The organism is Bacteroides neonati, from assembly GCF_000499785.1.
GTDB lineage: Bacteria > Bacteroidota > Bacteroidia > Bacteroidales > Bacteroidaceae > Bacteroides > Bacteroides neonati.
In genome coordinates this window covers 1007229-1028158 of sequence record NZ_HG726020.1, presented here as the reverse complement: position 1 = coordinate 1028158, position 20930 = coordinate 1007229, and the positions used below count along the sequence as shown (strand labels likewise).

General features: G+C 43.4%; 19 protein-coding genes. 14 read left to right on the top strand and 5 right to left on the bottom strand.

The genetic code is table 11. From position 1 onward, the window contains the following. Nucleotides 1-174 precede the first annotated feature (174 nt). The 5 genes from TY03_RS07320 (at nt 175) to TY03_RS07295 (ending at nt 7025) form a co-directional block, all read left to right on the top strand. Nucleotides 175-1341: a MalY/PatB family protein gene (locus tag TY03_RS07320; protein ID WP_042368634.1), complete on the top strand. Its 1167-nt coding sequence runs from the start codon at nt 175-177 to the stop codon at nt 1339-1341. A 43-nt stretch (nt 1342-1384) separates the two neighbouring features. Next, nucleotides 1385-2608: a PLP-dependent transferase gene (locus TY03_RS07315; RefSeq protein ID WP_042368632.1), complete on the top strand. Its 1224-nt coding sequence runs from the start codon at nt 1385-1387 to the stop codon at nt 2606-2608. A gap of 36 nt (nt 2609-2644) precedes the next feature. Beyond that, nucleotides 2645-3499: a helix-turn-helix domain-containing protein gene (locus TY03_RS07310; RefSeq protein WP_042368629.1), complete on the top strand. Its 855-nt coding sequence runs from the start codon at nt 2645-2647 to the stop codon at nt 3497-3499. Nucleotides 3500-4409: 910 nt separating this feature from the next. Further along, nucleotides 4410-5171 carry a DUF6261 family protein gene (locus tag TY03_RS07300; RefSeq protein WP_042369281.1) on the top strand — a complete coding sequence of 254 codons (762 nt, stop codon included), beginning with the start codon at nt 4410-4412 and terminating at the stop codon, nt 5169-5171. A 225-nt stretch (nt 5172-5396) separates the two neighbouring features. Further along, entirely contained in the window at nt 5397-7025 is a 1629-nt protein-coding gene (locus TY03_RS07295) for a tetratricopeptide repeat protein (RefSeq protein ID WP_052332421.1), read from the top strand. Nucleotides 7026-7138: 113 nt separating this feature from the next. On the opposite strand, the gene TY03_RS07290 is transcribed toward TY03_RS07295, so the two are convergent. Then, on the bottom strand, nt 7139-8593 hold the full coding sequence (locus tag TY03_RS07290) for an MFS transporter (RefSeq protein WP_148335595.1): 1455 nt from the start codon (nt 8591-8593) through the stop codon (nt 7139-7141). 483 nt (nt 8594-9076) lie between these two features. On the opposite strand from TY03_RS07290, the gene TY03_RS07285 reads away from it, so the two are divergent. After that, a complete protein-coding gene (locus TY03_RS07285) occupies nt 9077-9421 on the top strand; it encodes a cupin domain-containing protein (RefSeq protein WP_042369274.1) in 345 nt (114 codons plus the stop codon). 225 nt (nt 9422-9646) lie between these two features. Here the strand turns inward: TY03_RS07285 and TY03_RS07280 are convergent, their stop codons facing one another. Next, on the bottom strand, nt 9647-10288 hold the full coding sequence (locus TY03_RS07280; protein WP_042368627.1) for an HAD family hydrolase: 642 nt from the start codon (nt 10286-10288) through the stop codon (nt 9647-9649). Between the two features lie 220 nt (nt 10289-10508). On the opposite strand from TY03_RS07280, the gene TY03_RS07275 reads away from it, so the two are divergent. The 3 genes from TY03_RS07275 to TY03_RS07265 are packed head-to-tail and all read left to right on the top strand — an operon-like array spanning nt 10509 to nt 13101. Beyond that, nucleotides 10509-11366: an enoyl-ACP reductase FabI gene (locus tag TY03_RS07275; RefSeq protein WP_042368626.1), complete on the top strand. Its 858-nt coding sequence runs from the start codon at nt 10509-10511 to the stop codon at nt 11364-11366. Nucleotides 11367-11375: 9 nt separating this feature from the next. Further along, nucleotides 11376-12383, top strand: a complete 1008-nt coding sequence (locus TY03_RS07270) for a gliding motility protein GldB-related protein (protein ID WP_042368625.1) — start codon at nt 11376-11378, stop codon at nt 12381-12383. 13 nt (nt 12384-12396) lie between these two features. Continuing rightward, nucleotides 12397-13101 (top strand): SAM-dependent methyltransferase, encoded by a 705-nt coding sequence (locus TY03_RS07265; RefSeq protein WP_042368623.1) that lies wholly within the window; start codon nt 12397-12399, stop codon nt 13099-13101. Here the strand turns inward: TY03_RS07265 and TY03_RS07260 are convergent. The 3 genes from TY03_RS07260 to TY03_RS07250 all read right to left on the bottom strand — a co-directional run bounded on the left by TY03_RS07260 (nt 13067) and on the right by TY03_RS07250 (nt 17326). Then, entirely contained in the window at nt 13067-14188 is a 1122-nt protein-coding gene (locus tag TY03_RS07260; RefSeq protein WP_042369272.1) for a hypothetical protein, read from the bottom strand. The genes TY03_RS07265 and TY03_RS07260 overlap by 35 nt on opposite strands. Before the next feature lie 77 nt (nt 14189-14265). After that, nucleotides 14266-15117, bottom strand: coding sequence for a lipoyl synthase (gene lipA / locus TY03_RS07255; protein ID WP_042368622.1), 852 nt, complete (start codon nt 15115-15117; stop codon nt 14266-14268). Beyond that, a complete protein-coding gene (locus tag TY03_RS07250) occupies nt 15107-17326 on the bottom strand; it encodes a S9 family peptidase (protein ID WP_042368620.1) in 2220 nt (739 codons plus the stop codon). The genes lipA and TY03_RS07250 overlap by 11 nt, the downstream gene beginning before the upstream one ends. A gap of 253 nt (nt 17327-17579) precedes the next feature. On the opposite strand from TY03_RS07250, the gene TY03_RS07245 reads away from it, so the two are divergent. The 5 genes from TY03_RS07245 to TY03_RS07225 all read left to right on the top strand — a co-directional run bounded on the left by TY03_RS07245 (nt 17580) and on the right by TY03_RS07225 (nt 20849). Beyond that, nucleotides 17580-18323 carry a LiaF transmembrane domain-containing protein gene (locus TY03_RS07245; protein WP_042368618.1) on the top strand — a complete coding sequence of 248 codons (744 nt, stop codon included), beginning with the start codon at nt 17580-17582 and terminating at the stop codon, nt 18321-18323. Between the two features lie 4 nt (nt 18324-18327). After that, the gene (locus tag TY03_RS07240) at nt 18328-19134 is read left to right on the top strand and encodes a LytR/AlgR family response regulator transcription factor (protein WP_042368616.1); all 807 of its coding nucleotides are present in this window, start codon (nt 18328-18330) and stop codon (nt 19132-19134) included. Nucleotides 19135-19245: 111 nt separating this feature from the next. After that, entirely contained in the window at nt 19246-20211 is a 966-nt protein-coding gene (locus TY03_RS07235) for an SPFH domain-containing protein (protein ID WP_042368615.1), read from the top strand. Between the two features lie 28 nt (nt 20212-20239). Continuing rightward, nucleotides 20240-20539 carry a hypothetical protein gene (locus tag TY03_RS07230; protein WP_042368612.1) on the top strand — a complete coding sequence of 100 codons (300 nt, stop codon included), beginning with the start codon at nt 20240-20242 and terminating at the stop codon, nt 20537-20539. 97 nt (nt 20540-20636) lie between these two features. Beyond that, a complete protein-coding gene (locus tag TY03_RS07225) occupies nt 20637-20849 on the top strand; it encodes an Arc family DNA-binding protein (protein WP_042368609.1) in 213 nt (70 codons plus the stop codon). Nucleotides 20850-20930: the final 81 nt, after the last annotated feature.

The following is a 20930-nucleotide window of genomic DNA, read 5'->3' as shown; positions in this document are numbered from 1 at the left end:
CGAAAAAGAAATCAGAGCAGCCATATCAAAATACCATTCGATACAGAAATAAACATTATCTACCACAATGATGGTATTTTTGTTCTTTATCCTGCTTTTTTTTGCTGTTTGTTTTTTCTATACAACAGATGAGTTGTACATTTGTAACCCTATATACGTACAAATTGGAAAGATATGAATTACAATTTTGATGAAATTATTGATCGCCGCGGCACCGACTCTGTAAAGTGGGACGCAGTGGGCGAGCGTTTTGGGCGTAATGACCTGCTTCCGCTTTGGGTGGCAGATATGGATTTCCGTACGCCTCCGTTTATCATTGAGGCCTTACGTAAACGAATGGAACACGAAGTATTGGGTTATACCTTTACCTCCGAAGCATGGTACACCTCTATCATTGCCTGGCTTCAAAAACGCTACGGCTGGACCATACAGCGTGAGATGCTAACCTTTATGCCCGGTATTGTGCGCGGACTGGCTTTTGCCATTCATTGCTTTACCCGGCCGGGAGACAAGGTGATGGTGATGCCGCCGGTGTATCATCCTTTCTTCCTTGTGACACAAAAGAATAAACGCGAAGTCGTATATAGCCCCTTGGTGTTGCGCGACGGACAATATGAAATTGATTTCGACCGTTTCAAGTCCGACCTGCAAGGGTGCAAATTGCTTATTTTAAGCAATCCTCACAATCCCGGTGGCCGTGTATGGACACCCGAAGAGTTGGCGATGATTGCCGAGCTCTGTGCCGAAAGCGGCACGTTGGTCATCTCTGACGAAATTCATGCAGACCTCACGTTGCCTCCCTATAAACACACCACCTATGCACTTGTGTCTGAAAAGGCACGGCAGAATTCGCTTATTTTCATGTCGCCCAGCAAAGCATTTAATATGCCGGGGTTGGCTAGCTCGTACTGTGTGATTGAGAACGAGGCATTGCGTCATCAATTTCAAGCGTATATGGAAGCCAGTGAGCTTAGCGAAGGGCATTTGTTTGCTTATCTCAGTGTGGCCGAAGCGTATAGCAACGGAACAGAGTGGCTCGATCAGGCGTTGGCCTATATTCAGGGAAATATCGATTTCACCGATACCTACCTACGCACACATATTCCGGGCATCCGGGTGATTCGTCCACAGGCCTCTTACCTGGTCTTTCTCGATTGTCGGGAACTGGGGTTGAGTCAAGAGAAACTGGTCGATCTCTTTGTGAACGGCGCACATCTGGCACTCAACAACGGTACTACTTTCGGAAAAGAGGGCGAGGGATTCATGCGTCTCAATGTGGCTTGTCCGCGTAGTGTGCTCGAAAAAGCGTTGAATCAACTTCAAAACGCTATTAATCAATAATTAATGGGGTTGAATATTTATTATTTATCATTCAGAACTTACTATGAACAGTTTCGAAACTCAGTTGCTGCATACTCCTTTTGATAAAGAAGATGCTTATCACTCCCTGTCTATGCCGGTTTACAACACTGCTGCCTATGAATTTGATTCGGCAGAAGCGATGGAGGAGGCTTTTTGCGGACGTACGGCCGATCATGCCTATTCGCGTATAACGAACCCCACCGTTCAGTATTTTGAAAAACGGATACAGCACCTTACCCATGCACTTAGCGTCACTGCGCTGAACTCGGGCATGGCCGCCATCAGCAATGCCTTGATAACATTGGCTCATGCGGGGGGAAACGTGGTAACTTCTGCCCACCTGTTTGGCAACACCTATTCTTTCCTGAAGAGTACCTTGGGTGCTTTTGGCGTTGAGGTTCGTTTCTGCGATCTGACTTCTCCCGACGAGGTTCGTGCGCAAATCGACGAGCACACCTGTGCGCTCTTTCTCGAAGTAATCACGAATCCGCAACTCGAGGTAGCCGACTTAAAAACCCTCTCATCGATTGCTCATCAGGCAGGTGTGCCTTTGGTAGCCGATACAACGGTAGTGCCCTTTCATGTGTTTCATGCCCGTGATTTCGGGGTGGATATTGAATTGATCTCGAGTACCAAATACATTTCGGGAGGAGCCACCAGCATTGGTGGTCTGATTATTGATTACGGTACTTTTGATTGGAGCCGGTCGGAGAAACTCTCGCCGATGGTTGCCCAGTTTGGGGCTTCGGCCTTTACGGCAAAGCTTCGCAAAGAGGTGCACCGCAACCTGGGGGCTTATATGACTCCGCAAGTTGCCTATATGCAAACATTGGGATTAGAAACGATGGAGCTTCGCTATGCCCGTCAGGCAACTACTTGTTTGGAACTTGCCCGTCGGTTGGAGACACTGCCCGCTATCGCGAAGGTAAACTACACCGGATTGGAGCATAATCCGTTTTTTGCACTCAGCAAGGCGCAGTTTGGCTCGCTTCCCGGTGCGATGCTTACCTTCGACCTGGCTTCGCGCGAAGCCTGTTTCGGTTTCATCAATCGCTTGAAGCTCATTCGGCGGGCTACGAATTTATTCGATAATAAAACCTTGGCCATTCATCCGGCCAGTACCATCTTCGGCACTTTTACCGAAGAGCAACGCCGATCTATGGATGTCGATCCGAATACGATCCGCCTGTCTATCGGGCTCGAAAGTGTCGATGATTTGCTTCATGATATCGTGCAGGCGTTGTAGGAAGCAGTAATACAGGCATAACTTACTATTAGGTGAATGAAATGGATCAAGAAATTATATAATACCTCTGCGCTTAACAGTGAGTTGGCGCAGAGTTGCTTTGCCACGAAGCACTTCGAGCAACGATCCACATGGACACTTCCTTCGAGTCGGAATCATCATATCCTCTTTCTTCTGCAAGGAAGAGCCGAAGTTGTTTGCTCCGATCTTTCGGTAAAGAAACAGATAAAGATGGATGAGATGTTGTTTCTGCACAAGAATAATACCATTATCATCACAGCTTTAGCGGATACGATGTTTGTGTTGCATAGTTTTCAGGAAGTACTACCGCTGTCGGTCGATTTTTTTGCCGAGGCGATGCCTGCGACCTGCCAAACGATTAACCGAAAGTTTTATCCTTTGCCCACCGATGCTCTTTTGCAACATTTTCTCAAAGGCATTTTGCTCTATACCTCGCATCAAAAAATAGAGTTCGTAGCCGACAAAAAGCATCAAGAACTCTTCTTCCTTTTAGAACACCAATACACAACCCAAGAAAAGGCCACCTTCTTCGCTCCGCTTGTAGGCAAACAGATGGATTTTAAATCGCTCGTGCGCAAACAGTCTGCCCACAGCGATTCGGTTCAAGACCTCGCCCGAAGATGCAATATGACCTATGCCACTTTTCTGCGCCGCTTCAAACAGAACTTTAGCGACAGCCCCAAAAGATGGATAGATAAGCAGAAGGTGATGCGAGTTTGCTATCTTCTGGAACAAACAACTACGAGCTTTAGCTTCATTATGAACGAACTGGCGTTCTCGTCCGAAAGCCGCTTTACCGAATTCTGCAAGAAACATTTCCGACAAACACCTACGGAGATTAGAAACCGAGCTTTTGCAAGAAAACCGTAAATTTTTGCAAGAAAGATGTAAGATGCCACTTTGTTTTATCCCATACCTTTGTTTCCATACAACGCAGACAGCAGGGTTAAGTACCTTCGATGTGTGAGCAAGTAACCCCGTTGGCCGAGCAGTTAGCCTATCTCTTTAAGACAATCTGCGTTAAATCTGTAAATGAAACATGCTGATATTATGATCTATTTATTCACAATTTTATGTTACTGTATAGGGCTTTATCTTCTATGGCAAGATCCCGATGATGCTTTCTATAAATTTCTTTTCCATAACTTAACGGCTATTCCTGTCGGACTCTTTTGTTATAAATACATGAGAGGTAAGAGGCTACAATTAGCGGGGAGAGATAAAATAGTAAATATATTACTAATCGGGACTGTTGTTATACTGGGATTGTCCATCCAGCTTCTAACGCTTGTCGACTTTTCCCGAGAGCATGGCGTTTGGTATAATATGATATTCGCTTTATTTGCCATGAGTACCATCCTGCTAATTATTTGGAGCCAGAAAAAGAAGAATCCCCCCAAACAACATAGCAGAGATGAACCTTAAAAATAATAGCTTCTGAGAACAATCAATGAGCAGCTTAAAGGGAAAATAAATAGAAAAACACTGTTTCTAAGTCCAACTCTGATATCAATAATTCGAAAACACTGTTTTTTAATTCATTTTTATCCCGACGAGCCTGGAAACACTGTTTTTTAAACCCTTAAAAAGAAAAAGATAAGATAAACCGAGTTTTTCAGTCCGCCACGCTGTCGGATACGATCATGCAACCGTTTTTCGATGCCCCCGAATAAAAAAGATAAGATAAACCGTGTTTTTGATGTCGCTCTACCAATATTGCTTTTAGAAACCCGGTTTTCAGATCAATTACATAAATAATAACCCTTAAAATTTAAATCTTATGCCTGAAATTATTTCGATTAGTACCGAACGAATGAACAATGGTGCCCATTTTGCCTATCATACCGAAGTACTGGCGCGAGCCAATGCCGACAGTAAAGTTAAAACCAAAATCAGTGCACAACTCACCGCCTACCGAGCAGCTCTCGACAAAGAAGATACTGCCTTGGTTCTATCGCGCAAAAACCAGAGAACCGATGAAATATCTCGAGCCGACTCGCAACGAGACTCTTTATATATCGGCATCAAGAATACCGTAAGAGCCTTTGAGAATGCAGCCGACCCGGACATGCAACAGGCTGCCGACGAGTTGACACAGCTGTTCAAGGACTACAAAATAGAAACCAGCATGCAACTCGATCGCGAAACAGGCTTGTTGTACAATCTAATAAGCGATCTGGAAGGTAAATACGCCAGCCAAGTCAGCGCACTTTCGCTCACCGGGCTGTTGGCAGCCTTGAAAACCGCCAACGAATCCGTGCGCACGGCAATGAGCATACGAACCTCCGAACTGGCGGCGAAAGAAATAGGAGCCTTGAAAAACGCTCGAAGCGCAGTGGATGAGCGTTACCGTACCATAGTAAAGTATATCAATGCCTATGCTTTGATCGAAGGCGATGCCGATTATCAGGGTTTTATCGATGTGACCAATACCGAAATAGTACGCTACAAACGTCAGGTGCTCGGACAAGGAGCCACAAGAGCCCAATCGTCCAAATCGGGCGAAGAGAGTGAGGACGTACCCGAAAATCCATTCGAATAACCTGTCGAAGAGTAAACCAAACACAGGGAGCTTGCCTTGAGAGTACAATGATTTATGCCGGTTGTCAGTAATACACAACTTGTATAAACAGTGTACTCTTTTTTATTCCCATAAGATGGCTCGTGGTAAAATGAAAGAGAAACAAGCTGAGCGTAAAGAAGTCTGTAGCCTCCTATGAGTCGGCTTTTTTATGTATATTTGTCGCATAAATTAAATCAATATACGATGAAACACCTATCCCTTCTATTACTGTGGCTCTTGTTCGGAATGGCGAATGCACAAAACAAGCCTGTCGACAGTCTCTACTTGGCAGAAACGAAAAAGACTCTTTGGAAGGCCAGTGAGGTTAACAACTCGAAAACAGAGATAAGGACATCGTATGAGTTTGCACAAAAACTCTCGAGAGATGGCAATTACCTCGAAGCCATTAAACAGCTTCGGGAGATTATTCGTGTGGCAGATGAAATCGGTGACCGGCAAATGACTGCCAAAGCATACGGGCAGTTGGGATTCATTCATGCTCGTCAGGCCAGTTATTCGGTGGCGGTTGAACATTATCTATCTGCTCTAAAAATCAACGAAGAGAGGGGTGACAAGACAGGTGTATTTTATAATCTGGTCAATATCTCAAGTTTGCAAGCCGACCAAAAAGACCGCGAATCGGCTCTCCAAACCATTCGAAAAGCCTTTCTGCTTGCCAAAGAAGCGGGCGACTCCCTGCAAATGACCACCAGTCTGATCAATCTGGGCAACTTCTCCATTCTTTCGGATAAGCCGACATCGTTGAACTATTTCCGACAAGCACTTTCCATGGCTCAAAACAGCCACACCAGCCAACGGGTCATCATACTCACGAAACTCGGATCGCTCTATACCGACCAAAGAGAGTTTGGCAAAGCAACGGCCTATCTCGAAGAAGCGATGGAATTGGCTCGGAAGCTCGAGCTGAAACGTTCGTACGGAGAAATATGGAGTAAAACGGCTCTTCTCTATTTCGCTCAGCAGCAATACGCACCGGCTATCGACTATGCAAAAAAAGCCTTTCATCTGGCTGTGGAGATGAACCTGCTCGAACTCAAGAAAGAGAGTTATAAACAGCTGTCCGAGTTTTATGCCGCTACAGGATCGTTTCACGAAGCTTACAATAATCAGGTCCAATATAAGCTGTTGAGCGATAGTATATTCAATGATAAGAATGTGCGGAAAATAGCATTCTTGGAGAGCACCTACCGATACGACAAGGAGAGGCAGGTATACGAAAAAGAGAAGGCAAACCAGGCGTTGAAAATCGATAACCAGCAACGAACCATACTTTTTCTGGTCATTCTTTCTATTCTCATATTGATGCTGGCCTTTGCCGTGTATTGGACAAACAAACTGAAAAAAAGAGTCTTGAAGCTGCAAATAGCAAACATGAATCAAGAACTCGAGATAAATCAAAAGGCAATGGCAGCCGCTACGCTCAAATTAATGGAGAACTCCGAACGAGATGCCCATAGCGTCAAGATGCTCGAGAACATCAAAAAGAATACGATAGAAGAAGGCCGCAATGAGATCAGAACATTGATAGCCGAATACAAATTTAAATCCTCCAACACGAACTGGAAGGAGTTTGAGATTCTTTTTCAGAAGGTGAATAGCTCCTTTTACGAAAAACTCAGCGCGTACTATCCCAACCTTACTCCCAATGAAAGAAAGCTTTGTGTCTTTCTCAAATTAAATATGAGCAACAATCATATCTCGCAGATAACCTTTCAGTCCGAGGAGGCTCTTAAAAAAGCGCGCCTGAGGCTACGCAGAAAAATGGCGATTGATCGTGATACAAATCTGGCCACATATGTTCAAAATCTATAAAACGATCTTCTCTTAATACCGAGTGGGCTTATACAGTTAATCGGATAGGATGGAACGGCTACGTTCCATCCTATCCGATTAGTTAGATGAGGTATATATGCTTGTCGAGTAGATTACTCCACTACGATCGGTCGATATGTAGGAACCAATGCCTTCATTACGATCCAGCCAATCAGATAAGCAACGGCGCAGATACAGAAGATGATGAAGTAGCCCGATTCGATGCCTTCAAAACCCATAAACTTCATATTGGTTGTCTCGGCATGGTCGAATAGAAGTCCCGAACCTTTATTGATAAGGAAAGAACCTACACCACCTGCCATACCACCGATACCGGTGATGGTAGCAATAGCCGATTTAGGGAACATATCGCCAATGGTAGAGAAGATATTGGCCGACCATGCTTGGTGAGCTGCACCTGCAATACCGATAATGATTACCGGGAACCAATACGTGAGGTGTCCCAATGGCTGTGCCAGAATGGCCAGTAGTGGGAAGAAAGCGAAGATCAACATTGATTTCATGCGGCCGGCGTAAGGGTTCATGCCTTTTTTATCTACAAAATAAGAAGGCAGCCATCCACCAATGATCGAAAGCAACGTGATGGCATACAGAACGAACAGTGCCAACTGAGCAGCCGGTTCGGACGATTTCATTCCGTAAACAGAACTCAGATAAGCAGGAGTCCAGAAAAGGAAGAACCACCATACACCATCGGTCATGAATTTACCGAAGGCAAACGCCCATGTCTGTTTGAATTTGAAACACTCACCGAACGTTAGCTTGCGTTGAGGCTTATTGTTCTTGTCCATAGGAGCATCGTCCTTATCTTGTTGGATATAGGTAAGCTCGGCGGCATTGACCCCGGGGTTCTTTTCGGGTTTCTTGTAGATGAAAATCCAGAATCCCATCCAGATGAAACCGATAGCACCGATGATGATAAAGGCCATCTCCCAACCAAAGTGTTCGGCGATGATAGGAATCGTGATGGGAGCAGCAAGTGCACCTACCGTTGCACCGGCATTGAAAATACTGGTAGCGAGCGCACGGTCTTTTTTAGGAAAATACTCGGCAGTAGCCTTGATCGAAGCAGGAAAGTTACCGGCCTCACCCACTGCCAATACGAAACGGGCAAAGATGAACAAAGTAACGCTAACATTTACAATCAGACCTACATTATTTACATGACCAATGGCCTCGCGTGCACCCTCGAATCCTACAAACCACTCTCCGGCAACGATACCCGAAGTAGCAATACCACAGAACGCGTGAAGACAGGCACCGAACGACCAAACACCGATGGCCCAAAGGAATCCCTTTTTAGTGTCTAACCAATCGACAAAACGACCGGCGAATAACATACTGAACGCATAAATGATGGAGAACAAAGCAGTGATATTACCGTAGTCGTCGTTGGTCCAGTGAAACTCCGGAGCAATAAAATCCTTCCAGGTCAAGGAAAGTACCTGGCGGTCTAGATAGTTAACTGTTGTCGCGAAAAATAACATAGAGCAGATGATCCATCTGTAGTTTGTCATCTTCCCATTTGCATTTTGAAATGTACTCATGATAATTGATTTAATATAATTAGTTCTAATTCTGGCGTCAAAAATACACATTATTAACTGATATCAACCATAATAATTGCCTAAAAGAGTGAACAAATTGGTCGTTTTCTTACAATTTTGTTCAATTTGGGGATAAAAGCACGTTAGCGTGCACGAAAAGTGATGTTTACGTACACGGAAATTGATTAACCCACCTTTTCAAACGAAAAGAACACATATCATAAAGAAAGAGTCGCTATCTTTGTGTATTCAGATAATGAATCTATAATACCAATATCAAATACGAGAATGAAAAATAATTTTGTTTGTAAAATATTTATATTACTTGGGTTGCTTCTCAATCGATAGCTGTACAAATAATAATCCGAGGCGGAGATAGTTGGAGTCCGCTTGCGAATGAGATTTTTTTTCTTACTTTTGAGCTTGATTAAGTGAGCATACAATCAATATTGAATGGAAACAATACTAACAGTAAATAAAAAAATGGAAACAAGAAGCGAAACATGGATATATGAACATGGTAAAGAATGGGAACCTGCCGGTGAAGGGGTAGTGCGTCAGATTATGGGGTATAACGGACAAGTGATGCTGGTAAAAGTTAAGTTTGAAAAAGGAGCGGTGGGCAGCTTGCACACACATCATCATACGCAGACAACGTATGTGGCTAGCGGTAAATTTGAGTTTACCATTAATGAAGAAACAAAGACTGTAGAGACAGGTGACGGTTTATACATTGCGCCCGATTTAGTACACGGATGCACTTGTCTGGAGCCCGGCGTGCTTATCGATTGCTTCAGTCCGATGCGTGCCGACTTTATTGATCATTGAATCTCTATTGTACAATCAAAGAAAACCGTATGTTGAATGATACGCGTTCAAGTTGTATAAAGCTCGTCATTGGAGCTTTATACAACTTGACCCTCCGATGTGTCATATTGGTTTTAACGTGTTTACAGAAAAGTATAGAGAAAATGGGGGGGCGGAGACTTTGCTCGATATGGTCGGACGTTTGGGTGGAATAACTGGAATATCCCACCCGGATAGTCCGAAGCTTTAGAGATGTATCTCCTCTGCCTTATCAACGATGTAATCGGGCTGAAGCGCCTCCAGCTCCGCACGTGGGCGAAATCCCCAAGTTACCCCACACGAAGTAACTCCTGCATTGATAGCCGTTTGCATATCAACACCCGAATCGCCTACGTATAGTACTTCGTCTTTAGATACGTTGGCAATGCGCAAAATATCGAAAACGATAGTGGGGTCTGGCTTTACATTAATTCCTTCGCGCTGTCCGAATACTGCTGTGAAAGTAATATGGGGAAAATAATGAGCAACCAGCTTTTCGGTAGCTGCTTGGTATTTGTTGGAGGCAACGGCCAGTTGTATGCCTTGTGATTGTAGCGTATGCAACAGCTCAGGGATACCCGGGTAGGGAGAACTGGCATCTGCGTTGTGCACATCGTAATGAGGCACAAACGCTTGGCGTACCCGCCGAATGTTATCCTCTGTTTTCTCTCCCTCGGGCAAAGCTCTTTCGAAAAGCTTGTTAATACCGTTGCCCACCATAAATGGGTAAGCCGCTGTATCGTGTGTGGGAAATCCCAGTGAGGCAAGTGCGTGATTGGTACTGGCAGCCAAATCGGCTATGGTGTTGAGCAATGTTCCGTCTAAATCGAATATAACGAGTTTCTTCATGATGCAATTTGTTTTTTGCAAAAGTATGAAAATAGTGATGTCTTTGCAAGGAAAATCTTCGGCGGGGAGATATTATTCATCGATTTTATCCATTTTCAAAAGGTAGGTTACGGTTCGTTTAGGTGTATTTTTTGTCGTTTTGGGCTTTTCTTTGCACACTTTTGGTGTTTTTATGCAATAAATACCTATCTTTGCAACCTAATTTAACTAATTAAAAGGTATGAGTTACAATTTGTTGAAAGGAAAAAGAGGTATTATCTTCGGTGCGCTTAACGAACAATCCATTGCATGGAAAGTGGCAGAAAAGGCAGTTGAAGAAGGTGCAACTATAACATTATCAAATACTCCGATTGCAGTTCGTATGGGCGAGGTAGATGCTTTGGCTCAAAAGTTGAATTGCCAAGTAATTGCCGCCGACGCTACCAGCGTTGAAGATTTGGAAAACGTGTTCAAAAGCTCCATGGATATTCTTGGAGGTCAGATAGATTTCGTGCTTCACTCTATTGGCATGTCGCCCAATGTGCGTAAGAAACGTACGTATGATGATCTTGATTACGATATGTTGGATAAGACATTGGATATTTCTGCTGTCTCTTTCCATAAGATGATTCAAGTGGCTAAGAAGATGAATGCCATCGCCGAGTACGGTTCAATCATGGCTTTGAGCTATGTGGCAGCACAACGCACATTCTTTGGTTATAACGATATGGCCGATGCAAAAGCATTGCTTGAGTCTATCGCTCGTAGCTTTGGTTATATTTATGGACGCGAACATAGCGTGCGCGTAAACACCATTTCGCAATCGCCTACCATGACTACCGCGGGTTCGGGTGTGAAAGGAATGGATAAACTGTTTGACTTTGCTAACCGTATGTCTCCGCTGGGTAATGCTTCGGCCGAAGAATGTGCCGATTACTGTATTGTGATGTTCTCTGACCTCACTCGTAAAGTAACGATGCAGAATCTTTATCACGATGGTGGTTTCTCTAGTGTAGGTATGAGCCTCCGTGCCATGGCTACGTATGAAAAAGGCCTTGAGGAATATATGGATCAAGAAGGAAACATTATTTACGGATAATTATTGGGAATGAAAGGACTGAATCCTCTTTTTTTCATTCTAATTAGTCTGCTCACCGTCTCCTGTCGGTTGAGTACAGGGAATGGTATGGAGCATCAGAAGCAAAAAGAGGTTTCAGTTCTTCGATACGATAAGCTGTTGAACGAGTATGTGCGTTCCAACAGCTTTTCTGCTTTGCAAAAGATGAATATGGAGTATCGCCAGCCCACTAAGATATTGATTGAAGATGTGCTGGCTATCGGACGGGTAGGAGATGATACGATTTCGCAGAAGTTGAAAACGTTTTACTCGGATACTACGCTTCTTCGATTGATGAATGATGTGGATGACCGTTTCCCTAATCTCGATCATCTCGAAGAGGGATTGACCAAAGGTTTCAAAAAACTTATCAAAGAGATACCAAGCATTCGTATCCCTGTTATTTATTCGCAGGTTTCTGCGCTTAATGAGTCGATTGTGCTCACTGATACACTGTTGGGTATAAGCCTTGATAAGTATATGGGCGAGGACTATCCTCTTTATAAAAGATTTTACTACGACTATCAGCGTCGTACGATGCGTCCCGACCGCATTCTTCCCGATTGCTTTGTTTACTACTTAATGGGACAATACCCTTTCCCATTCGAAAATGGTAATAGTTTGGTTGATGTAATGCTTCATTACGGAAAGATCAATTATGCTGTTCAGCAAATACTGGGCAATCACTCCATTTACGATGTGCTCGGCTACTCCAAAGCAGAGAAGAAGTGGTGTAGCTCTAATGAAGAGCGAGTATGGGAATACATGGTGACCAATGGTCATCTCTATGCCCGAGATCCGATGTTGATCCGTCAGTATATGAGGCCGTCCCCGGTTACTACCTTTTTTGGTGAAGGTGCTCCTCCGCTTATTGGTACATGGCTCGGATCGCGTATCATTTCCGAATACATGAAAAACCATAAAAAGGTTTCGTTGCAGCAGTTACTTAGTATGACTGATTACAAACTGATGCTCGAAGAGTCGAACTATTTAGATTAATACATATCCCAACGTGGAAACAGCCCTTTACCTCATCCCCGTAACACTTGGCGACACAGCGATCGAATCGGTGTTGCCTTCTTATAATAAAGAAGTTATTTTGAATATCAGACACTTCATTGTCGAAGATATTCGTTCGGCACGTCGCTTCCTGAAAAAAGTAGAGCGTGAGATCGATATTGATACCCTTCAATTCTATCCGCTCAATAAACATACTTCGCCCGAAGATATCTCCGGATACCTGAAACCTTTGCTGCATGGTGAGTCAATGGGAGTGATTTCGGAAGCAGGTTGTCCCGCTGTTGCCGATCCGGGTGCCGATGTAGTGGCTATTGCACAACGTAAAAACCTGAAAGTGGTTCCGTTGGTAGGGCCTTCATCGATTATTCTTTCGGTGATGGGTTCCGGTTTTAACGGACAAAGCTTTGCATTTCACGGTTACCTGCCGATTGAACCAGCCGAGCGTGCCAAACGATTAAAGGTACTCGAACAACGCATCTATGGCGAAAGCCAGACTCAATTGTTTATCGAAACACCTTATCGGAATAATAAGATGGTCGATGATATTCTTTTGAATTGCCGTCCGCAAACTAAACTTTGCATTGCTGCTAATATAACATGCGAGGGAGAATACATAAAAACGCGCACCGTAAAAGAGTGGCAAGGGAAAGTGCCCGATTTGGCTAAGATACCTTGTATCTTTCTCTTATATCAATAACCGATTTTAGGTGTTCGTATTCTTTTTCAAAACATTCACTGAAGAAGTTTTTGTTCAAATTGTCCTCTATCTGCTGAAATCCCCATAATTTACCCTCTTTAAAGCGTGGTAGATTTAATATAGACTCATCCTCTACTTCGAGAAGAAAGAGATAGATGAGTCTGTTGGTCTGCTTGTTCTCAAAATGATAGTTAATGCTAAAGGTAGGGTGCAGTCCTTTTGTTTCTCCGAAACTTTGCTTAAGTATTCGCTCTACACCGCAAGTCAGTGTTTCGTTGAAGTGTAGGTAGCATTCCATTGGATAGTCTGCCTTTCCTTTGTCGAAAGAACATTTCATAGAGCGGTTGCATAAGAACAATTTACCATTTACCGAGACTGCAATACGAATGACCGGATTGATATATTTATGTTTGTAGTTCAGCGCCTCAATAGCCAGGCTTTTTCCAATAACATTTCCTTTGGTATCAACAATCGGTACATATTCTGTATGCAGCATTAGTTTGTTAAAGTAACGAATACCGATTTGGTTAAGTACAATAGCCAAAGCGAAGATGGCAGGAGGAATCACTTTGTAGAACAAAATAGATGTTTCTTTATCCAACTGACCTTTGCTGGATAGAATACCTAAACTAATCAGTATGAAATGTAAAACGCCAAATATTAATACAATACGCGCCGATACAATAGCCGATTCGGCTCCCTGTGCAAAGAAACGACGCTTGCAGGACTCTTTCTTCTCTAGAAAATGATTGATAAATTGACGCTTATGCTGAAACAGTATCATCATCGGGATAAGAATACTCACTTCGAGAGTCAATGGTAAGGATCGTGCGGGGATATAGTGCCCGGGAATGAAAGTTGACAAAGTTAATAATACCAGAATACCGACCGAAATATACAGAATAAAGTTTGGAATTTTACTCGTATTATTGCGTGTCGAATAGAATAAATAAGCTACACCCATACTTGTACCGATGTAGATTGCTGTGTCTTGCGTTATAAATTCACATAATATAATAGTGACAATAACGGGGAAAAAACCCAATGACATATTAAAAGAAGAAGATAATACTCCCTTATGTCTCATGCTGACTTTCATTGTATTTTGTCTGTTTCCCTATAGAACAAAAAAGAGTTCATTTTAGTTTTGGTTACCCGAATGAATTATTGAACTATATGCTTCTCAGCATGATACGAGGAGCGAACCAGAGGGCCACTTTCAACTTGTGCGAAGCCTTTTGCAAGAGCTATCTGTCGATAACTATCGAATTGAGCAGGAGTAACATATTCTGCTACAGGGTAGTGCTTATGCGTTGGTTGCAGGTATTGACCGATCGTTATAATCTGGCAACCGACACTTCGCAAATCATCCATCAATTCTTCTACCTCGCTTGTCGTTTCGCCTAGGCCCACCATGATTCCACTTTTGGATACTATGCCGCTTTCGGCAATGTGGGAAATAACAGAAAGGCTTGTCTCGTAATGAGCTGCGCTGCGAACAATCGGGCTGATGCGTCGCACTGTTTCCATATTGTGTGAGATAATTTCCGGTTTGGCCTGAATCACCAAGTCGATCAGTGAAGATCGTCCTTGAAAGTCGGGTATGAGGACTTCAATCGTCGTTTGAGGGTTGATCCGTTTAATTTCTGTAATCGTACGTGCCCAATGACCGGCACCCAAATCGGGCAGATCGTCACGGTCTACCGAAGTTATAACGGCATGAGATAGCTTCATTAGTGCAATCGATTCGGCTACATGTACAGGTTCTCCCGCATCCAGTGGAAGTGGCCGCCCCGATCGGGTATTACAAAACTTACAACTACGTGTACACACTTCGCCAGCTATCATAAACGTGGCTGTTCCCTTGCCCCAGCATTCGCTGCGATTGGGACACAAACCACTGCTGCATATAGTATGCAGGCAGTGGGATTCAACAATGCGTTTTGTTTCGGTGTATCGTTCATTGGCACCGATACGTATCTTAAGCCATTCGGGCTTGCGTACTCTATCGGCCATTGAGTTGTGTGTTGAAGAAGTTTGTTAACTTGGTGTATAGGTGTTGGCGTGTATTGCCACCGTAAATACCGTGATTACGGTTCGTATATATCTGCATGTCAAACTGCTTACCCAACTGTACCAAATGCTCGGCATATTCGGTCACATTCTGGAAATGCACATTATCATCAGCCATACCGTGTACTAGCAATAAGTTGCCGGCTAATTTATCTGCCCGAGTGAAAGCAGAAGTTGCTTTATACCCCTCAGCATTCTCTTTGGGTGTGCGCATAAAACGTTCGGTATAAACCGTATCATAAAAGCGGAAGTCGGTAGGTGCTGCTACAGCTACGCCGGCTTTAAATACCGGTGTTCCTTCACTCATACTCATCAACGTAGTATAACCGCCATAGCTCCATCCCCAGATACCGATACGGCTTTTGTCAACATAGGGTAATGTGCCCAGATATTGTGCTGTATATACTTGGTCTTTTGCCTCTTTTACTCCCAGATTCAGGTAAGTAGACTTTTGGAACTCACTTCCTCGTCCGCCTGTTCCGCGACCATCTACACAAACGACGATATAGCCTTGGCTTGCCATATACGTTTCCCAGCTAATTCCAAAACGATCGAGTACTTCCTGAGAGCCCGGTCCGCTGTATTGATACATCAATACCGGATATTTCTTGCCGGCAGAGAAATCGGTTGGTTTCATCATCCAACCGTTCAACTCGATACCTTCAGGTGTTTTGAATGTGAAGAACTCTTTTTGCGGTACGGCCATTCCGGCCAATGTTTGTTTTAACTGATCGTTGGTGACCATCGTTTGCAGCACCTTTCCCGTATTATCATTGAGGGTGATAAGTGTAGGAGTGTTCAGGCTCGAGTATGTATTCAAGTAATACTTCATGTTCGGGCTGAATATAGCATTGTTGGTTCCTGCTTGCTGTGAAAGCTTTACTTTCTTTCCTTTGCGGTCGGTTTTATAAATAGCCAGACGCATGGGGCTTTCCTCGTTGCTGCTATAATAAAAAGCCTCTTCGGTAGGATCGTAACCCAGGAATTGTTTTACTTCAAAATTACCATTTGTTACTTTCTTAACGAGATTGCCGTTCATGCTATACCAGTATAATTGCGGGTAGCCGTCTTTGTCGCTGATGTAGCTAAAGTTATCGGGGTAGAAGCGGATATTATCCAGCACATTTTCGCTGATATAATAAGGGCTTTCGTCGCGTAGAGCCAATTTGCTAACCGTAGAACGAGGATCGGCAAAATACATATCGAAACGGTTTTGGTGGCGATTCAATGTCATAATGGCCAGTTTATTCGGATCACTGGTGAAGCGAATACGTGGAATGTATCCATCGGCATCGACAGGTACTTTGAGGGTACGTGTTACTTTAGATTTGATATCGAAGGTGCGTACCTCTACTTTTGAATTTGCATAGCCTGCTTTGGGGTATTTATAGGTGTATTCTCCCGGATAGTCTTGAAAGGCATCCATCTTAGGTGCTTCGCCGGCAAAGAGAGGGAAACTGTATGAAGGAACCTCAGATTCATCGAAGCGTACATAGGCAAGCATCGTATTATCGGCACTAAACTCCAATGCGCGGTTGTAGCCGAACTCTTCTTCATAAACCCAGTCGGGGATGCCGTTGATGATTTCATTCAGTTTACCATCTTCGGTTACTTGGCTTTCGCTGCTTCCATAGAGCAGTTTCACTAAGAAGATGTTATTGTCGCGCACGAAAGCAACCATGTTTCCATCCGGCGAGAATACGGGTGCTTGCTGTGGATCTCCGTCTGAGAGACGCTCGAGAATGTTATTGGTTGTCACACCTGCCTCATTGCGTTTGAGCGGATAGAGATAGTGTACCGCTTTGTACGAATGGCGATAGATCGGTGTTGTTTCGGTAGCAATGAGTAGCTTACTGCCATCGGGAGAGAATTGATAACTGTCAAAATGCTTCAGATTACATTCGCGTGCCTTTGCTACATCGAAAAGTACTTCTACCGGCTTGCCTGTTTTAAACGAATACTTGGTGATTTGGGTTCCTTCGGCATTCATTTGCGTGTAATGCTCTCCATCGGTCATCGGTACTACGTTGCGGATACCTTGCGGGCGAAACTTACCTGCTACCACGTCTTTCAGTTCGAGCGTCTGCTTCGTTTGTGCCGCAGCCATCAAACAAGCCATACAAAGCATTAGCGTCAGTGTTATCTTTCTCATAATTATTTCTTTGGTTTTTTAAGTTTTCGGGTTGAAGCGCAAAGTTAGCAATAAAGTGAGAGACGAACAAGGGACGGTGTTATTTTCTGCAAGGGTGTTTGTTAACATTATGTCTGCCGAATTCGTCGACCGTAATCGATGATTCATCGATTATTGACCCGAAATGAGCGATAAAGCATTTTGGAGGGAAATAAATTAAAGTATCTTTGTCATGTTTCAAATCATTCATTTGTAATCACTTAAAATCAGCATTATGGATCATAAACAAACTTCAGCGTCAAAAGGCATCATTAGTAAGTATCTGGTTGCCTTCCTATTCATTGTTTCGGGTATATTACTTTTTGCACGTAATATGGGATGGATCGAAACTTCTTTGTTTCGGATATTCGTGTCGTGGCAAATGCTTCTTATTGTTATCGGTCTTTATTCGATCTTTCAACGAAAACTTTTCAGCGGATTCGTGCTTGTGGCTATCGGAGGCTGTTTCTTAATATCGCGATTAAACCTGCCTTGGTTTCCTATTCACATGGGCGATTTAGCTTTCCCGCTGGCATTGGTGCTTATCGGACTTTCATTTTTTGTACGCTCTCATCATAAATCATCCTGGCAAAATCGGATGAAAACCGAGTTTCATACCGATGATCGTCAGAGTCAGCCTGTGGATGGTTTTCTACGTTCCGAGAATTTATTTGGGAGTGTCCGTCAGGTCGTACTCGATGAGGTTTTTAAAGGAGCCAGTATTCGTAATCTTTTTGGAGGTACGGTTGTCGATTTAAGGCGCACCGCTTTGGCTCCGGGCGAAACGTATATCGATCTTGATTGTACGTTCGGCGGTATTGAAATTTATCTGCCCTCCGACTGGAAGGTGAATATACAATGTAGTACCATACTAGGTGGATGCGATGATAAACGCTTTCAAGCTGCAACGGTAGATCAAGGCCGGATATTGGTTATTCGTGGTTCGGTATTGTTGGGTGGAGTCGAATTAAAAAGTTGATACGATGAAGGCTAATCCCCTTGTCAATACTCCTAAGCGTTGGCTGTCTGCCCTGTTATTGGCATTATTGGCAGTAGTGCTGCAGACGGCTTTTTTGATGGAATATGCTTCTGCCGATTTGCTGCCTGCTCTTCTCGATGGAGTATTTTCAATTGCTTTATTCTTTGTTTTGGCCTATCTTTCATGGTTTGTTGTCAACTTCGTGTCGTTGATTCAAGTCGATGTGTTGATGACGGTGTTTGCTATGCTGTTTTGGCTGGGTGGTAGTTTTATTGTGCAAGAAGCCATCGGCACCTTGTTGGGAGCGGTGTATGCGCCATTCCTTGCTACTTTGCCATTTCGGTTGCTTATCGGTTTGCTCGGATGGCTTCTTATTCTGCTGGGCTATCGCTTGCAAGCAGTGCGCGAACTGCTACTGATTAACACAGAAGCGGCTGAGGAACAAGAAATGCAGTCGCAACCGATAGAGCGAGTCAAAGAGTCAATCGATCGCATTACGGTGAAGGACGGTACTCGCATTCACCTCATCCCGATTGTTGACGTACTATATATTCAAGCCTGTGGCGATTATGTGGCGCTGATTACCTCTTCGGGGCAATATGTAAAGGAGCAAACCATGAAGTATTTTGAGGCACATTTGCCCGATACCGGATTTGTGCGTATCCATCGTTCTAGTATTGTGAATTTACAACACATTTCTCGTGTAGAATTGTTTGGGAAAGACAACTATAGATTGTTATTGAAAAATGGAGAGCAATTAAGAGTCAGTAATTCGGGCTATCGGCTGTTGAAAGAAAGACTTGACTTGTGATTCTTATTAAATATTGTTAATCAACTGTTTATTCTTTTATTTTGTTTGTTCACCTATAGTGATATATGATATTTTTGTGATATCAAAATAATATCAATTAACCTATGTATTATGGAAATAAAAGAAAAAGATTTTAGTGGCTTTGTTATGAATGGCTTTATGGTGCTGTTTGTACATTTGATTTTACTCCCTATTGCTTGCTGGTTATGTTTCAGCTGGTTGATGGGGAGTACTTTGCTCTTTCTGCTCGTGGCGTTATGTCTTGTGTTGTTTATTTTGTGTATTCCGGGCTACTTTTCTCAAGAGCCCAATGAGGCACGGGCAATGGTGTTTTTTGGTCAATATAAAGGAACCTTTAGGAATACCGGATTCTTTTGGGTCAATCCTTTTATGAATAAGAAGACGTTATCACTGCGCGCACGCAATCTGGATGTAGAACCGATTAAGGTAAACGATAAGATCGGTAATCCGGTTCTGATCGGTCTTGTATTGGTATGGAAACTGAAAGATACCTATAAAGCGATGTTCGAGATCGATTCGCAAACCATGGCAATGACTACCGGCGGTACCAGTGGAAACCAAGCAGCTGCCGCCAATGCAGTGGTTGGTCGTATGACTGCATTTGAGAACTTCGTTAAAATTCAGAGCGATGCCGCACTTCGTCAGGTAGCCGGACAGTATGCTTATGATGATAGCGAGGCGGGCAATCCTTCCGAACTAACCCTTCGCTCGGGTGGCGATGAAATCAACGACCAATTGGAACAAAAGCTAAATGAACGTTTAGCCATGGCGGGTATGGAAGTAGTCGAAGCTCGAATCAATTATCTGGCCTATGCACCGGAGATTGCTGCGGTAATGCTTCGTCGCCAACAGGCTTCGGCCATTATTTCGGCTCGCGAAAAGATTGTAGAAGGAGCTGTTTCGATGGTGAAAATGGCCTTACATAAACTTTCCGAAGAGCAGATTGTTGAACTGGATGAAGAGAAGAAAGCTGCAATGGTGAGTAATTTACTAGTGGTACTTTGTGCCGATGAGGCTGCTCAGCCGGTGATCAATACGGGAACGCTAAATCATTAATTGTCTTACTATATAAGGAGGAAAAGAGATGAATTCGAAAAGAAAAGATTTGCTGTATGCTACTTTCTTTCTGATAGCAGTCATACTCACGTTTATTTTGGGTGAGATCGATGCCTTCTTTCTGGAGTCATGGCGTGGGTTGATATTGAGTATTCTCATTCTATTAATCGTTGGCGACTTTTTGAGAAGCTCGTTGATGCGTGTGCGCCGTATGTCCGACCAAGAGGGGCGCATAAGCTGGTCTACCTGTATTGCTTTTCTGATTTTTAGTCTTCTGTTTTTTGGAGACTTGTTCTTTATTGGCGATTTTATTTTTTCCCAATTTTGATGAGTATACACTTATTCTTATGAACAAGGAGCGGTAGTCAACTGTTACGTTAAACGCGCATAAGTACGCAATATTTTGTAAAATGTAGATAATAACAATGGCTAAAAAAGAATCTTCAACGAAAAGTTTTGTCTTGCGGGTCGATGCCGAAACGATGGACGCTATTGAAAAATGGGCAGCCGACGAGTTTCGTAGCACCAATGGTCAACTTCAGTGGATGATAGCTGAAGCGTTGCGAAAGAATGGGCGGTTGAAGAAAATAAAAAATGTGAAAACAGAGACCACTCAAGAAGAGATCAGTGATGAATAAACGATCGCTCTCTTTTAGATAAACATCCCCCTTATTTTAACTTTACCCAACTGAGCAAAGTAAAATAAGGGGGATGTTACT

Excerpts from the sequence above, each read along its gene's own strand:
- TY03_RS07320 (WP_042368634.1), top strand. The coding sequence starts at position 175 with ATGAATTACAATTTTGATGAAATTATTGATCGCCGCGGCACCGACTCT.
- TY03_RS07315 (WP_042368632.1), top strand. The coding sequence starts at position 1,385 with ATGAACAGTTTCGAAACTCAGTTGCTGCATACTCCTTTTGATAAAGAA.
- TY03_RS07310 (WP_042368629.1), top strand. The coding sequence starts at position 2,645 with ATGAAATGGATCAAGAAATTATATAATACCTCTGCGCTTAACAGTGAG.
- TY03_RS07300 (WP_042369281.1), top strand. The coding sequence starts at position 4,410 with ATGCCTGAAATTATTTCGATTAGTACCGAACGAATGAACAATGGTGCC.
- TY03_RS07295 (WP_052332421.1), top strand. The coding sequence starts at position 5,397 with ATGAAACACCTATCCCTTCTATTACTGTGGCTCTTGTTCGGAATGGCG.
- TY03_RS07290 (WP_148335595.1), bottom strand. The coding sequence starts at position 8,593 with ATGAGTACATTTCAAAATGCAAATGGGAAGATGACAAACTACAGATGG.
- TY03_RS07285 (WP_042369274.1), top strand. The coding sequence starts at position 9,077 with ATGGAAACAAGAAGCGAAACATGGATATATGAACATGGTAAAGAATGG.
- TY03_RS07280 (WP_042368627.1), bottom strand. The coding sequence starts at position 10,288 with ATGAAGAAACTCGTTATATTCGATTTAGACGGAACATTGCTCAACACC.
- TY03_RS07275 (WP_042368626.1), top strand. The coding sequence starts at position 10,509 with ATGAGTTACAATTTGTTGAAAGGAAAAAGAGGTATTATCTTCGGTGCG.
- TY03_RS07270 (WP_042368625.1), top strand. The coding sequence starts at position 11,376 with ATGAAAGGACTGAATCCTCTTTTTTTCATTCTAATTAGTCTGCTCACC.
- TY03_RS07260 (WP_042369272.1), bottom strand. The coding sequence starts at position 14,188 with ATGAGACATAAGGGAGTATTATCTTCTTCTTTTAATATGTCATTGGGT.
- lipA (WP_042368622.1), bottom strand. The coding sequence starts at position 15,117 with ATGGCCGATAGAGTACGCAAGCCCGAATGGCTTAAGATACGTATCGGT.
- TY03_RS07250 (WP_042368620.1), bottom strand. The coding sequence starts at position 17,326 with ATGAGAAAGATAACACTGACGCTAATGCTTTGTATGGCTTGTTTGATG.
- TY03_RS07245 (WP_042368618.1), top strand. The coding sequence starts at position 17,580 with ATGGATCATAAACAAACTTCAGCGTCAAAAGGCATCATTAGTAAGTAT.
- TY03_RS07240 (WP_042368616.1), top strand. The coding sequence starts at position 18,328 with ATGAAGGCTAATCCCCTTGTCAATACTCCTAAGCGTTGGCTGTCTGCC.
- TY03_RS07235 (WP_042368615.1), top strand. The coding sequence starts at position 19,246 with ATGGAAATAAAAGAAAAAGATTTTAGTGGCTTTGTTATGAATGGCTTT.
- TY03_RS07230 (WP_042368612.1), top strand. The coding sequence starts at position 20,240 with ATGAATTCGAAAAGAAAAGATTTGCTGTATGCTACTTTCTTTCTGATA.
- TY03_RS07225 (WP_042368609.1), top strand. The coding sequence starts at position 20,637 with ATGGCTAAAAAAGAATCTTCAACGAAAAGTTTTGTCTTGCGGGTCGAT.